General features: G+C 75.8%; 4 protein-coding genes. 2 read left to right on the top strand and 2 right to left on the bottom strand.

Annotated elements, in window-relative coordinates; translation table 11 throughout:
- Positions 1-2: 2 nt before the first annotated feature.
- Both H1226_RS08105 and H1226_RS08110 read right to left on the bottom strand, forming a co-directional pair.
- Positions 3-1,055, bottom strand: coding sequence for a DegT/DnrJ/EryC1/StrS family aminotransferase (locus H1226_RS08105; protein ID WP_258348159.1), 1,053 nt, complete (start codon positions 1,053-1,055; stop codon positions 3-5).
- Entirely contained in the window at positions 1,055-2,458 is a 1,404-nt protein-coding gene (locus tag H1226_RS08110) for a glycosyltransferase (RefSeq protein WP_258348161.1), read from the bottom strand. The genes H1226_RS08105 and H1226_RS08110 overlap by 1 nt, the downstream gene beginning before the upstream one ends.
- Before the next feature lie 188 nt (positions 2,459-2,646).
- On the opposite strand from H1226_RS08110, the gene H1226_RS08115 reads away from it, so the two are divergent.
- The gene (locus H1226_RS08115) at positions 2,647-5,823 is read left to right on the top strand and encodes a type I polyketide synthase (protein ID WP_407074028.1); all 3,177 of its coding nucleotides are present in this window, start codon (positions 2,647-2,649) and stop codon (positions 5,821-5,823) included.
- Positions 5,824-6,050: 227 nt separating this feature from the next.
- Complete coding sequence (locus H1226_RS08120) at positions 6,051-15,296, top strand: type I polyketide synthase (RefSeq protein ID WP_258348163.1); 9,246 nt, start codon at positions 6,051-6,053, stop codon at positions 15,294-15,296.
- Positions 15,297-15,301 lie beyond the last annotated feature (5 nt).

The raw sequence follows: 15,301 nt of genomic DNA on the forward strand, positions 1-15,301 counted from the left end.
GGTCAGTTCCGGCCGTAGAACTCGCGGATGCGGGCCACGACGTGCTCCTGGTCGGCGGCGGTGAGCCCGGTGTAGGTGGGCAGGTAGAGCCCGTCCGCGCTGAACCGGGCGGCGTTGAGCTCGGGCCAGGCGGCGTCGAAGTACCCGGGCTGGTGGCTCATCGGCTTGAAGAACAACCGGGTCTCGATGCCGTGCCCGGCGAGGTGGGCGCGCAGCCCCTCGCGGTCGCGGGCGCGCAGGTCGTACATCCACAGCACGTCGCGCGGCGGCATCAGCCCGATGCCGTCGACGTCGCGCAACCCCTCGTCGTAGCGCTGCTCGATCTCCTTCCGCAGCGCGAGGATCTCGTCGAGCCGTTCGGTCTGGGCGAGCGCGACGGCGGCCTGCATCGCGGTCATCCGGAAGTTGTAGGCCAGCTTCTTGTGCAGGAAGCTGTGATCCGCGGTGAAGGCCATGCCGCGCAGGTGCGCGAGCTGCCCGGCCAGCCACGGGTCGCCGGTGAGGCAGATCCCGCCCTCCCCGGCCGTGATGATCTTGTTGGCGAACAGCGAGAAGCAGGCGATGTCGGCGACCGGCGGCACCCCGTGCGCCTCCGCGGAGTCCTCCACGACGCGCAGGCCGTACTGGTGCGCCAACTCCATGATCGGGTCCATCGCGCAGCGCCTGCCGTACACGTGCACCGGCATGATCACCTTGGTGTGCGGGGTGATCTTCTCCTCGATGCGGTCCACGTCGATGTTCAGGTCGTCGCCGCAGTCCACGAACACCGGGGTCGCGCCGTGGTAGGTGACCGCCCAGGCGGAGGCGATCATGGTGAACTCGGGGACGATGACCTCGTCGCCGGGCCCGACCCCGAGCGCGCGCAGCGCCAGCGTCAGCGCCGTGGTGCCCGAGGAGCAGGCCACGCCGTGCGCGGAGCCGTGCCTGCGGGCGAACTCCTCCTCGAAGCGCGGCACGAACGGGCCTTGCGAGGAGATCCAGCCCCCGGCGACGGCCTCGGTGACGTACTCCTGCTCGCGACCCTGCAACCAGGGCTGGGAGACCGGAACGCGCATCACAGCCCCGCCTTCTGCGCGGCGAGCGCGGGCAGTTCGGCCAGCAGGTCCGCGGCCGCCTCCCGGCCACCCGCGTCGCGCAGCAGCTGCCCGAACACCTCGGCGCGGTCCCGGAACGAGCGCTCGTCGAGCACCCGGGTGAGCTTGTCCAGCACGTCCGCGACGTCGATCGTCTCCGGCCGGTCCAGGGTGAGGCTCACCCCGAAGTCGCGGCCGCGCACCGCCTGGTCGTCGCAGTCCACCCACAGCGGCCGGACCACCAGCGGCTTGCCGAAGTGCAGGCCTTCGTGGAAGCCGTTGCCGCCCGCGTGCGTGAAGAACAGCCGCACCGAGGGGTGCGCGAGCACGTCCAGCTGCGAGGGCACCCAGGCCTCCACCCGCAGGTTCGCGGGCAGCTCGGCCGCGGGCGGTAGCAGGTGCTGCTGCTCGGCGGGCAGCTTCCACAGCACGTCGGTGCCGCGCTCGCCGAGCCTGCGGGTGACCTCCAGCAGCGAGCGCACCTGTTCGGCGGTGAGCCGCGTGATGGTGCCGAAACCCATGTACACCACGGAATCCCGCGCGGACAGCCAGGCGGCGAGCCCGTCGTCCTCGGGCGCCTGCGGCAGCGGCGGCACCATCGTGCCGACCAGCCGCAGGTGCTCGGGGGCGGAGAACGGGTAGTCCAGTTCGGCGACGGAGTAGCACAGCACCAGCTCCGCGTGCTCGATGCGGGACATGAACCCGCCCGCCTCCGGCGCGATGCCCAGCTCGTCGCGGATCCGCTGGTCCCGGGCGGCGCGTTCGCGCAGCTCCTTGGTGAGGAACATGCCGAGCGTGCGGAACTTGAACACCCGGTTCGCGAGCCGCTGCCACGGCGACATCTCGTAGGGCAACCCGGAGTGCGGGACGGGGAAGTCCGGTCCGGTGTAGGACTTCGCGAACGGGATGTGCGAGGTGAGCACGTTGCTCGGCATGAACGGCACGCCCAGCACGAACGGGATGCCCTTGGTGATGGCCAGTTCGCAGCCGTAGGAGCACATGCTCTCCACGACCAGCAGCGCCGGGCGGATCTCCTCGACGGCGGCCTCCAGCGCGCGGTACTTGTCGATGCGCGCCTCGGGGGAGAAGGTGTGCCGGATGACCGCGCGGTGCGCCTTGAAGCGGGACCGCTGCGTGACCTCCCGGTACACCTCGTCGTCCCAGGTGACCGCGGACATCTCCGGGACGACCGGGCCGAGCGGGACGAAGTGCACCGGGCTGTCCACCTGCTGCGCCGCCACCTCGTCGCGCCGGTTGTCGTCGGTGGCGAAGTGCAGGTCGGCGACACCGCGCCGGGACAGCTCCTGCGCCAGCACGAGCAGCGGGTTGAGCAGCCCGCTCTCCGGGTAGCTGACGAACAGGATCGGCCGCCGGGTCGATTCCATGGGCACACCCTCCAGAGTCGGCGTCCCGGCCGGGACGGGGAACTTTCTCCCACAGCGGGGTGCGGGGAATCCTTAGTCCTGCGCCCGCTTCCAGCCCCGCGACCTGCGGCTCTAGGGAAAAGTACAGCGAATCGGCACCTACGCTGCGCACTCGAATGGTGCAGTCCCGCCCGACTTCTCCTGAGGTGGTGCAGCGCATGACGATCCGGCGCACGACGAGCCCGGCCGGTGCCGATCCCGGTGGCGCGGCCGATCCGATCGCGGTGGTGTCGATGGCGTGCCGGTTCCCCGGTGGGGTGCGGTCCCCGGAGGACCTGTGGGAGCTGGTGGGCTCCGATTCCGGTGCGGCGTCGGCGTTTCCGCTCGACCGGGGCTGGGACGTGGACGCGCTGCGCGCGGCCTGCGCGGTGGAGACCGGGGGTTTCCTGCCGGACGCGGCCGGGTTCGACGCGGAGTTCTTCGGGATCTCGCCGCGGGAGGCGCTGGCGATGGACCCGCAGCAGCGGGTGCTGCTGGAGGTCGTCTGGGAGGCGCTGGAGCGCGCCGGGATCGACCCGGAGTCGTTGCGCGGCAGCCGGACCGGCGTGTTCGCGGGCCTGCACGGCCAGGACTACGCGGTGGCCGCGGAAGGCGCGGCGGAGGACGTGAGCGGGCACGCGGTGACCGGGTTCTCGCCCGCGGTCGCCGCCGGCCGGGTGGCGTACCTGCTGGGGTTGTCCGGTCCGGCGCTGGCGGTGGACACGGCGTCCTCGTCGTCGCTCGTGGCCGTGCACGTGGCGGCGCGGTCGCTGGCGGCGGGCGAGTGCGAGCTGGCGCTGGTGGCGGGGGTGTCGGTGATGTCGACGCCCGCCGCGTTCGTCGGCTACTCGCGGCAGGGCGGGCTGGCCGCCGACGGTCGCTGCAAGCCGTTCTCCGCCGACGCGGACGGCACGGCCTGGTCGGAGGGCGCCGGGGTGGTGCTGCTGGAACCGCTGTCGCGGGCGCGCGAGCACGGGCACGAGGTGCTGGCGCTGCTGCGCGGGTCGGCGGTGAACTCCGACGGCGCCTCGACCGGTCTGACCGCGCCGAGCGGTGCGGCGCAGCGCGCGGTGATCCGGGACGCGCTCGCCGCCGCCGGACTCGCACCGTCCGATGTGGACGTGGTGGAGGCGCACGGCACCGGGACCCCCGTGGGCGATCCGGTGGAGGCCGAGGCGCTGCTGGCGACCTACGGGCAGGACCGGGAGGTGCCGCTGCTGCTGGGATCGCTGAAGGGCCACCTGGGGCACGCGCAGGCCGCCGCCGGCATGGCCGGGTTGATCAAATCGGTGCTGGCGCTGAGCCGGGACCGGCTGCCGGGCATCCGGAACCTGCGCGCCCCGACCACCGAGGTGGACTGGACGGCGGGTGCGGTGGAGGTGCTGGCCGGGCCCGCGCCGTGGCCGCGCACCGACCGGGTGCGCCGCGCCGGGGTGTCCTCGTTCGGCATCAGCGGGACGAACGCGCACGTCATCGTGGAACGACCGGAGCCGGTCGAGCAGGCGGAGCCGGCAGCCGAGATCGAGCCGGCGGCGGTGCCGCTGCCGGTGTCGGCGCGCTCGGCCGGGGCGTTGGAGGAGCTGGTCGGCCAGGTCGCGGACCTGGCCGACGGGAGCTCGGGCCCCCCGGTGGACCTGGGCTGGTCGCTGGCGACGCGGCGGCACCTCTTCGAGCGGCGCGCGGTGCTGCTGAGCACCGCGGACGGCACGGCCGAGGTGGCGCGCGGGACCGCCGAGGACGGGCCGCTGGCGGTGCTGTTCTCCGGGCAGGGTTCGCAGCGGCTCGGCATGGGCCGCGAGCTGCACGCCCGGTTCCCGGTGTTCGCCGCGGCCTTCGACGAGGTCCTCGCCGAGCTGGACCCGCACCTGGAGCGGCCGCTGCGCGAGGTGGTGTGGGGCGACGACCAAGCCGCGCTGGACGGGACGGGGTGCGCGCAGCCCGCGCTGTTCGCGGTCGAGGTCGCGCTGTTCCGCCTCGCCGAGTCGCACGGCATCCGCCCCGGCCACGTGGGTGGCCATTCGGTCGGCGAGGTGACCGCCGCGCACGTCTCCGGTGCGCTGCCGCTGCCGGACGCGGCGGCGCTGATCGCGGCCCGGGGCCGGTTGATGCAGGCACTGCCGCCCGGCGGCGCGATGGCCGCGGTGCAGGCGGCGGAGGCGGAGGTGGCCCCGCTGCTCACGGACCGGCTGGGTGTGGCCGCGGTGAACGCGCCGGACGCGGTGGTCGTCTCCGGTGCCGCCGAGCAGGTGGCCGCGCTGGCCGAGCACTTCACCGACCTGGGCCGCAAGACGAACCGGCTGCGGGTGTCGCACGCCTTCCACTCGCCGCTGATGGAGCCGATGCTGGCCGAGTTCCGCGAGGTCGTCGGGGGCCTGTCGGTGGCGGAGCCGTCGATCCCGGTGGTGTCCAACCGGACCGGCGCGCTGGCCGGACCGGGCGAGCTGTCCGATCCGGAGCACTGGGTGCGGCACGTGCGGGAACCGGTGCGGTTCGCCGACGGTGTCGCCGCGCTGCACGCGGCGGGGGTGCGGCGGTTCCTGGAGCTGGGGCCGGACGGCGTGCTGTCCGGGCTGGTGCCGGAGTCGGTGCCGGACGGCCGCGCGGTCGTCGTGCCCGCGTTGCGCCGGGATCGGGACGAGGAGGCGGCGTGGGTGACCGCGCTGGCCCGGCTGCACGTCACCGGCGTCCCGGTGGACTGGTCCGCGGTGTTCGCCGGTACCGGGCCGCGTCCGGTGGCGCTGCCGACCTACCCGTTCCAGCACGAGCGGTTCTGGCCGACGAGGACGACCGCGGGCCCGGTCGCGGCGAGCGCTGCGGGAACCACGGCGCCGCAACGGGTTCCGGAGGTGCCGGACCGGTTCGCCGAGCTGCCGGAGCGCAAGCGGGTTCCGTTCCTGCTGGACCTGGTGCGCGCCGAGGCCGCCGCGGTCCTCGGGCACCGCGACCTCGACCGGGTGGGCGCGGACCGGGTGTTCAAGGAGGCGGGCTTCGAGTCGCTGACCGGCGTGGAGCTGCGGGACCGGCTGGGAGCCGCGACGGGCCTGCGGCTGCCGACCTCGCTGGCGTTCGACCGCCCCACCCCGCGCGCGGTGGCCGAGCACCTCGCCGGGCTGCTCGCCGCGGACCTCCCGACGACGGACCTGACCACCGAGCTGGCCGACTGGGAACGCCGCCTGGCCGACGCTCCCGCGGACCCGGCGGAGCGGGAACGACTGGCGGCCCACCTGGACCGCCTCGCCGCGCGCCTCCGCGGGTCCCCGCCCCACGACGACCGGACCGACGACGACATAGCCGAAGTACCCCTGGACCGCCTCCTCGACCTAATAGACGAAGAGTTCGTCGCCTGACCCACCGCCCCCCGTTCTTCCTGTCAGCGGCGAAGTCGCTGAGCAGCGACCGCGCACGTAGCAGGACCACCCGCGGGTTCTCAGCGCTTCCCTCGCGAGGACAGCGTTTTCTCCTGTGGCGGAGCCACCGGTGAAAACGATCCCGCAGCGAGGGAAGCGCTGAGGTTCCGCCACCGGACCCGCAGAGCACGACGAGCCCGGAGACAAGCCGAGCAAAGGACTGACCGGTGCAGGATGACCAGCAGGACAAAGTCGTCGACTACTTGCGGCGGCTCACCGTCGACCTGCGCCACGCGCGCAGGCGCATCGAGGAGCTGGAGGACCGCGAGCGGGAACCGATCGCGGTGGTCGGCATGGCGTGCCGCTACCCGGGCGGGGTGCGTTCGCCGGAGGACCTGTGGCAGCTGGTGGCGGCGGGCGCGGACGCGGTGTCGGACTTCCCCGCGGACCGCGGCTGGGACCTGGCGGCGCTGCGCCGCGACAGCACCACCACGACCGGCGGTTTCCTGGACGACGCGGCGGGGTTCGACGCGGAGTTCTTCGGGATCTCCCCGCGCGAGGCGCAGGCGATGGACCCGCAGCAGCGGCTGCTGCTGGAGGTGTGCTGGGAGGCGGTGGAGCGCGCCGGGGTGGTACCGGCGGCGTTGCGCGGCACCCGGGCCGGGGTGTTCGTCGGCTCCTACCACTGGGGCCGGTCGCAGGCGGTGGCCGCGGACCTGGGCGGGCACACGATGACGGGTACGGCGGCGAGCGTGCTGTCCGGCAGGCTCGCGTACGCGCTGGGCCTGGAGGGCCCGGCGCTGACGGTGGACACGGCGTGCTCGTCGTCGCTGGTGGCGCTGCACCTGGCGGCGCGGTCGCTGCGCGCGGAGGAGTCGTCGCTGGCGATCGTCGGCGGGGTGACGGTGCTGTCCGACCCGTCGTTGTTCGTGGAGTTCAGCAGGCAGGGTGGGTTGTCGGCGGACGGACGCTGCAAGGCGTTCTCGGCGGACGCGGACGGCACGGGCTGGGCGGAGGGGGCCGGGGTGCTGGTGCTGCAACGGCTCGCCGACGCGCGGCGGGAGGGGCGCGAGGTGCTGGCGGTGCTGCGCGGCAGCGCGGTGAACCAGGACGGCGCGTCGAACGGGCTGACGGCGCCGAACGGCCCGGCGCAGCGGCGGGTGATCGAGCGGGCGCTGGCGAGCGCCGGGCTCGAGCCGTCCGATGTGGACGCCGTCGAGGCGCACGGCACGGGTACTCCGCTGGGTGATCCGATCGAGGCGCAGGCGCTGCTGGAGGCCTACGGGACCGGCCGGGACCGGCCGCTGTGGCTGGGTTCGTTGAAGTCGAACATCGGGCACGCGCAGGCCGCCGCCGGCGTCGGTGGCGTGATCAAGGTGGTGCAGGCGATGCGGCACGGCGTGCTGCCGCGCACCTTGCACGCGGCGGAACCGTCACCGCACGTGGACTGGAGCGCCGGTTCGCTGCGCCTGCTGACCGAGCAGGTGGACTGGCCGGGCACCGATCGGCCGCGGCGGGCCGCGGTGTCCTCGTTCGGGGTGAGCGGCACCAACGCGCACGCCGTGCTGGAGCAGGCGCCGCCGGTGGCGGCCGGCGAGCCCGGCGACGCGGCACCGGAGTCCGGTGGCACCGTCCCGTGGGTGCTCTCCGCCCGCACCGAGCGGGCGTTGCGCGCGCAGGCCGAGCGGCTGGCCGACCACCTCGGCTCCGCCGAGCCGGATCCGGTGGACGTCGGGCATGCGCTGGTGCGCACCCGCTCGTCGTTCGAGCACCGCGCCACCGTGCTCGGCGCGGACCGGGAGCGGCTGCTGTCCGGGTTGCGCTCGCTCGCCGCGGACACCCCGGACCCGTCGGTCGTGCGGGGCGTCGCGGACGTCGGCGCCGACGGCGGGATCGTGTTCGTCTTCCCCGGCCAGGGCGCCGCGTGGGCCGGGATGGGTCGCGCGCTGCTGGCCGAGTCACCGGTGTTCGCGGCGCGCATCGCCGAGTGCGAGCAGGTGTTCGCCGAGTTCGTGGACTGGTCGCTGGTGGCGGTGCTGCGCGGCGCGGACGGCGCCCCGTCGCTGGAGCGCGACGACGTGCAGCAGCCGGCGACGTTCGCGGTGATGGTGGCGCTGGCCGAGCTGTGGCGGTCCCGCGGCGTCGAACCCGATGCGGTGGTGGGCCATTCGCAGGGCGAGATCGCGGCCGCGGTGGTGGCCGGGGCGCTGTCGTTGCGGGACGGCGCGCAGCTGGTCGCGCGGCGCGGGAAGGTCATCGGCGAACGGCTCGCGGGCACCGGCGGCCTGCTCTCGGTGGCGCTGCCGCGCGACGAGGTGCAGCGCCGGATCGAGGGCCGGGAGCTGTCGCTGGCCGCGGTGAACGGCCCGGCGTCGGTGGCGGTGTCCGGTTCGGAGGCAGAGCTGGACGCGCTGGCCGCGGAGCTCGTCGCGGAGGACGTGCGGGTCCGCCGGGTCCCGATGGACTACCCGTCGCACTCCGCGCACGTGGAGCCGCTGCGGGAGGAACTGCTCGCCGGGTTCGCCGGGATCACCCCGCTGGTGCCGCGGGTCCCGTTCCGCTCCACCGTCACCGGCGAGTGGTGCACCGCGGCGGACACCGGACCCGAGCACTGGTTCCGGAACATGCGCGGCACCGTGCTGTTCGCCCCGGCCGTGGACGCCCTGCTGGCGGACGGTTTCCGGGTGTTCCTGGAGGTCGGGGCGCACCCGGTGCTGACCGCGGCCGTCCAGGACCTGATCGAGCGGCACGAGGTGCCCGCCGTCGCCACCGGCACGCTGCGCCGCGACGACGGCGGGCTCGACCGGTTCCTGACCGCGGCGGCCGAGGTGTTCGTCCGCGGCGCCGGGGTGGACTGGTCCCGCGACCTGCCCGGTGGCCGGGTGGTGGACCTGCCGACCTACGCCTTCCAGCACCAGCGGTTCTGGACCGGGCCGTCGCGGGCGGGCGATGCGGTGGACGCGGAGTTCTGGGCGGCGGTGGAGCAGCGGGACGCGCGGGCGCTGACCGCGAGCCCGGACGTGGACGAGCGGGCGCTGGCCGCGGTGCTGCCCGCGCTCTCGGCGTGGCGGGAGCAGCGCCGCGCGGCCTCGGCGGCCGACGCGTGGCGCTACGAGGTGGCCTGGACGCCGGTGGACGACCTGGGCGGGGTCCCGCCGGGCCGCTGGCTGCTGGTCGGCGCCGGCGAAGACGACGAGGTGGCGGACGCGCTCGCCGGGTGCGGCGTCCGGGTCGAGCGGCTGGTGCTCGACGAGTCCCACCTGGACCGGGACGTGCTCGCCGCCGGGCTGGCCGGTGCGGGCGGGGTCGCGGGCGTCGTCTCCACGCTCGCCGGCCACGAGGAGCCGGGGGAGCGGTACCCGGACCTGCCGCTGGGCTTGGCGTTGACCGTCTCCCTGGTGCAGGCGCTCGGCGACGCGGGAATCGACGCTCCGATGTGGACGGTCACCCGGGACGCGGTGGCCGCGGCCGCGGACGACGCGGTGGCGAACCCGGTGCAGGCGCAGGTGCAGGCCGTGTCCTGGACGGCGGCGCTGGAACATCCGCTGCGCTGGGGCGGGACCGTGGACCTGCCCGCGCGACCGGGCGAGCGGGACGCGTCGCTGCTGGCGGCGGTGCTCGCCGACCCGCGCGGTGAGGACCAGCTGGCCGTCCGGGACGGCGCGGTGCTGGCCCGCCGCGTGGTGCGCGCCGCCGCACCGCACCCGGTGCGCAGCTGGGAACCGCGCGGCACGGTGTTGATCACCGGCGGCACCGGCGCGATCGGGCCCGGCCTGGCGCGCTGGCTCGCCGAGCGGGGCGCGGCGCGCATCGTGCTCACCTCGCGGCGCGGCCCGGACGCCGAGGGCGTGCCGGAGCTGGTCGCGGAACTGGCCGAGCTCGGCACCGAGGTCACCGTCGAGTCCTGCGACGTGGCCGACCGGGACGCGCTCGCCGCGTTGCTGGACCGGCTCGCCGCCGCGGGCCACGAGATCCGCACCGCGGTGCACGCGGCCGTCACCATCGAGCTGGGCGCGCTCGACGAGCTCGACCTGGACTCGGTGCAGCGGGTGGTGCGCGCCAAGGTCGCCGGGGCGCGGCACCTGGACGCGCTGCTGGGCGACGACCTCGACGCGTTCGTGCTGTACTCCTCGATCGCCGGGATGTGGGGCAGCGGGTCGCACGCCGCCTACGCGGCCGGGAACGCCTACCTGGCGGCGCTGGCGCAGCAGCGGCGCGCTCGCGGGCTGACCGCCACCTCGTTGCACTGGGGGAAGTGGCCGGACTCCCCGGAGCTGGCCGCCGCCGACCGGCACGGGGCGCGCCGCAGCGGGCTGCGCATCCTCGACCCGGCCACCGCGTTCACCGCGCTGCACCGGGCGCTGGACGAGGACGCCGCGGTGCTCGCGCTGACCGACGTGGACTGGGCCGAGTACCACCAGGTGTTCAGCGCCGCCCGGCCCACCACCCTGTTCGACGACCTGCCCGAGGTGCGGGACCGGGCGGACGCTCCGGCCGAGACCGGCGGGTTCGCCGAGCGGCTGCGCGCGCTGCCCGCCGAGGAGCGGGCCGCGCTGCTGCTGGACCTGGTGCGCGCCGAGGCGAGCGCCGCGCTCGGCGGCTCCGGTGCGCTCGCCGACCACCGCGCGTTCCGCGAGGTCGGCTTCGACTCGGTGACCACCGTGGAGCTGCGGAACCGGCTGGTGCGCGCCACCGGACTCGCGCTGCCCAGCACCGTCGTGTTCGACCACCCGTCGCCCGCGGCGCTCGCCGACCACCTCGGGACCTGGTTCGACGGGGCCGGGCAGGCCCGCGTCGAGGTCCGCGGGCCCGCGGACGAACCGATCGCGATCATCGGCACCGGCTGCCGGCTGCCCGGTGGCGTCACCGGTCCCGACGAGCTGTGGCGGCTGGTGCGCGACGGCGTCGACGCGATCGGGCGAGCGCCGCAGGACCGCGGCTGGGACCTGGCCGAGCGCTACGACCCGGACCCGCAGCGGGCCGGGCGCACCTACTCGCTGCTCGGCGGTTTCCTGGACGACGCGGCGGGGTTCGACGCGGAGTTCTTCGGGATCTCCCCGCGCGAGGCGCAGGCGATGGACCCGCAGCAGCGGCTGCTGCTGGAAACCGGCTGGGAAGCGCTGGAACGCGCAGGCATCGACCCGGCGTCGCTGCGCGGCACGGCCACCGGCACCTTCGTCGGCGCCACCCACCAGGGCTACAGCGCGAGCACCTTCGGCATCGACGACGGCACCGAGGGCCAGTACATCACCGGTGCCGCGGCGAGCGTGCTCTCCGGCAGGCTCGCCTACCTGCTCGGCCTGGAGGGACCGGCGCTGACCGTGGACACCGCGTGCTCGGCGTCGCTGGTGGCGCTGCACCTGGCGTGCCGCTCGCTGCGCTCCGGGGAGAGCTCGCTGGCGCTGGCCGCCGGATCGACCGTGATGGCCGGGCCGCAGGACTTCCTCGGGTTCAGCAGGCTGGGCGCGCTGGCCGCGGACGGGCGCTGCAAGGCGTTCGCGGCGGGCGCCGACGGGATGAGCCTCGCCGAAGGCGTCGGCGTCCTCGTGCTGGAACGGCTGTCCGACGCGCGCCGCAACGGGCACCCGGTGCTGGCGGTGGTGCGCGGCTCGGCCACGAACCAGGACGGCGCCTCGAACGGGCTGACCGCGCCGAACGGGCCCGCGCAGCAGCGGGTCATCCGCGCCGCCCTCGCCGACGCCGGACTCGAACCGTCCGAAGTGGACGCCGTCGAGGCGCACGGCACCGGCACCGCCCTCGGCGATCCGATCGAGGCGCAGGCGCTGCTGGCCACCTACGGCGCGGCCGAGCGGACCTCGCCGCTGTGGCTGGGGTCGCTGAAGACGAACATCGGGCACTCGCAGGCCACCGCGGGCATCGCGGGCGTGCTCAAGGTGGTGGAGGCGATGCGGCACGGTGTGCTGCCGCGCACCCTGCACGCCGCCGAACCGACCGGGCACGTCGACTGGTCCGCGGGCCGGGTGCGGCTGCTCACCGACGAGGTCGAGTGGAACCCGGGACGGCCGCGGCGGGCCGGCGTGTCCGCGTTCGGCATCAGCGGCACCAACGCGCACGTCGTCCTGGAGCAGGCCCCGGCGGAACCCGCCGCCGAGCAGGAACCGCCCGGCAGCCGCGACGGGATCGTGCCGTGGGTGCTGTCGGCGAAGTCCGAGGCCGCGCTGCGCGAGCAGGCCGCCCGGCTCGCCCCGGTCGCGCCCGACGCCGACCCGGCGGAGCTCGCGTGGTCGCTGCTGACGACCCGCGCCCGGTTCGAGCACCGCGCGGTGGTGCTCGGTGCGGACGCCGGCGAACTGGCCGCCGGGCTGGACGCGCTCGCCGCCGGTGGCGCCGGGGACGCGGTGCGCGGCAGCGACGTCGGCGGCCCCGGCCCGGTGTTCGTCTACCCGGGGCAGGGTTCGCAGTGGCGCGGCATGGGGCGCGCGCTGCTCGCCACCTCCGCGGTGTTCGCGGACGCGGTCGACGAGTGCGAGCGCGCGCTGGCGCCGCACGTGGACTGGTCGCTGCGCGAAGTGCTCGACGGCACCGCCGCCCCCGAGCTGGCCGAGCGGGTCGACGTGGTGCAGCCCGCGCTGTTCGCCACCATGATCGCGCTCACCGAGCTGTGGCGGGCGCACGGCTGCACGCCGTCCGCGGTGATCGGGCACTCGCAGGGCGAGATCGCCGCGGCCTGCGCGGCGGGCGCGCTGTCCCTGCCGGACGCGGCGCGGGTCGTGGCGCTGCGCAGCAAGGCGCTGCTGGCGCTGGCCGGGCAGGGCGGCATGGTGTCGCTGGCCGTGTCCGCGGAGCGCGCCACCGAGCTGCTCGAACCGTGGGCGCAGCGGGTGTCGCTGGCCGTGGTCAACGGGCCGTCCTCGGTGGTGGTCTCCGGTGAACCCGGTGCGCTGGAGGAGCTGCTCGCCGAGTGCGGGCGCCGCGAGATCCGCGCCCGGAAGGTCAACGTGGACTACGCCTCGCACGGCCCGCACGTCGAGCAGGTGCGGGCGGAGCTGGCCGAGGTGCTGGCCCCGATCACCCCGCGCCCGGCCGCGGTGCCGTTCTACTCCACCGTCACCGGGCAGCGGATGGACACGACCGGCCTGGACGCCGACTACTGGTTCGAGAACCTGCGCCGCACCGTGCGGATGGCCGAGGCGACGCGCGCCCTGCTGGCCGACGGCCGCCGCGCGTTCGTCGAGATCAGCCCGCACCCGGTGCTGGCCGCGGCCGTCGAGGAGACGGTCGAGGACGCCTGCCCGGAACCGGCGGTGGTGCTCGGCACGCTGCGCCGCGACGACGGCGGGCCGCGCCGGTTCCTGCGCTCGCTGGCGGAGGCGCACGCGCACGGCGTCGAGGTGGACTGGACGCGCACCCTCACCGGCGCGCCCGCCCGGGCCGTGCCGCTGCCGACCTACCCGTTCCAGCACCGGCAGTACTGGTGGGCGCGGCGCGCGGAACGCGGCGGCGCACCCGATTCCGCGTTCTGGGAGCTGGTCGACCGCGGCGATCCGGCGGCGCTGTCCGCGGAACTCGGCGTGGACGGCGCGGCGGTGCTGCCCGCGCTGGCCCGCTGGCGGGATCGGTCCCGGCACCGCGCCGAGGCCGAGGAGCTGCGCTACCGGATCGGCTGGACCCGGCTGCCCGCGGCCGAGCGCGCGGGCACCCGGCTGGTGGTGGTGCCCGATTCCGCGGACGAGTGGACGTCGGCGGTGCTCGACGCGCTCGGGCCGGACGTCGACGTGCTCCGCACCAGCGCCGCGGACCGCGCCGAGCTCGCCGCCGAACTGCGCGCGGCCACCACGGACCGCGAGTTCCGCTCGGTGCTCTCGCTGCTCGCCGCGGCCGCGGCCGACCCGGCGCGCGCCGCGCTGCTGCAGGTGCAGGCGTTCGCCGACGCCGGTCCGGCCGCGCCGCTGTGGTGCGCGACCCGGGCCGCGGTGTCCGTGGCCGGTGAGGACGTGCGCCCCGAGCAGACCGCCGCGTGGGGCCTGGGCCGCGTCGCCGCGCTGGAGCTCCCGGACCGGTGGGGCGGCCTGCTGGACCTGCCGGAGGAGCTGGACGAGGCGACCGCGCGGCTGCTGCCCGGCGCCGCGTCCGGGGCGGAGGACCAGGTGGCGCTGCGCGGCGGGCTGGCGCACGGCCGCAGGTTGCTGCGCCCCGCCCCCGCGTCCGGCGACGGGTTCCGCACCGGCGGGACCGCGCTGATCACCGGTGGCACCGGTGGCGTCGGCTCGTTCGTCGCGAAGTGGGTCGTGGAGCGCGGCGCCGAGCACGTGGTGCTCGCCGGTCGCCGCGGCCCCGACGCGCCCGGCGCGGACCGGCTCGCCGCCGAACTGCGGGAACTGGGCGCGCGGGTCACCGTCGCCGCCTGCGACGTGGCCGACCGGGACGCGTTGGGGAAGCTGCTGGCCGAGGTCGGCGAGCTCCGCTCGGTGTTCCACGCCGCCGGGGTCGCCGACGGCGACGCCCCGGTGCTCGAACTCACCGGGCAGCGGCTGGACGCGCTGCTGCGCGCCAAGCGGGACGCGGCGCGGCACCTGCACGAGCTCACCGCCGGGCACCCGCTGGACGCGTTCGTGCTGTTCTCCTCCGGCGCCGCCGCCTGGGGCAGCGGCGGGCAGCCGGGGTACGCGGCGGCGAACGCCTTCCTCGACGGCCTGGCCGAGCACCGCCGCGCGCGCGGGCTGCCCGCCACGTCGGTGGCCTGGGGCACCTGGGGCGCGGCCGGGATGGCGGCCGACGACGCGACGGGCGACCGGTTGCGCAGGCAGGGGGTGCCCGCGATGCGGCCGGACGTCGCGCTCGGCGGACTCGACCGGTCCATCGTGGACGGTGCGGCGACGGCGGTGGTCTCCGCGCTGGACTGGGAGAAGTTCGCCCCCGGCTTCACCGCCGCCCGGCCGAGCCCGCTGCTGGCCGAGCTCCCCGAGGCCCGCGCGGTGCTGGACACCGCACCCGCGGCCGCCGGCTCCGGCGGGCTGCGGGACCGGTTGCGGAGCCTGCCCGCCACCGAACGCGCCAAGGCGCTGCTGGAGGTGGTGCGCGGCGAAGCCGCCGCCACCCTCGGCCACGACGGCGCGCACGCCGTGCCCGCGTCCCGCGCGTTCAAGGACGTCGGCTTCGACTCGGTGACCGCGGTGGAGCTGCGCAACCGGCTGCGCACCGCCACCGGGCTGCCGCTGCCCGCGGCGCTGGTGTTCGACCACCCGACCCCGTCGGCGCTGGCCGCGCACCTGGCCGCCGAGCTGTTCGGCGACGCCGCGGACCGGCCGGACGATCCGGACGACCGCATCCGCGAGGTCCTCAGCACCATCCCGCTCGGCAGGCTGCGCCAGGCGGGCCTGCTGGACGTGGTGCTGCGGCTGGCCGAGGACGACCCGGAGCCCGCCGCGGCCGAACCCGCCGCGGCCGCGGACTCCATCGACGACATGGACGCCGAGAGCCTGCTGCGGCTGGCGACCGGCACCAGCGAGTGAACCGG

Source organism: Saccharopolyspora gregorii (genome assembly GCF_024734405.1).
GTDB lineage: Bacteria > Actinomycetota > Actinomycetes > Mycobacteriales > Pseudonocardiaceae > Saccharopolyspora_C > Saccharopolyspora_C gregorii.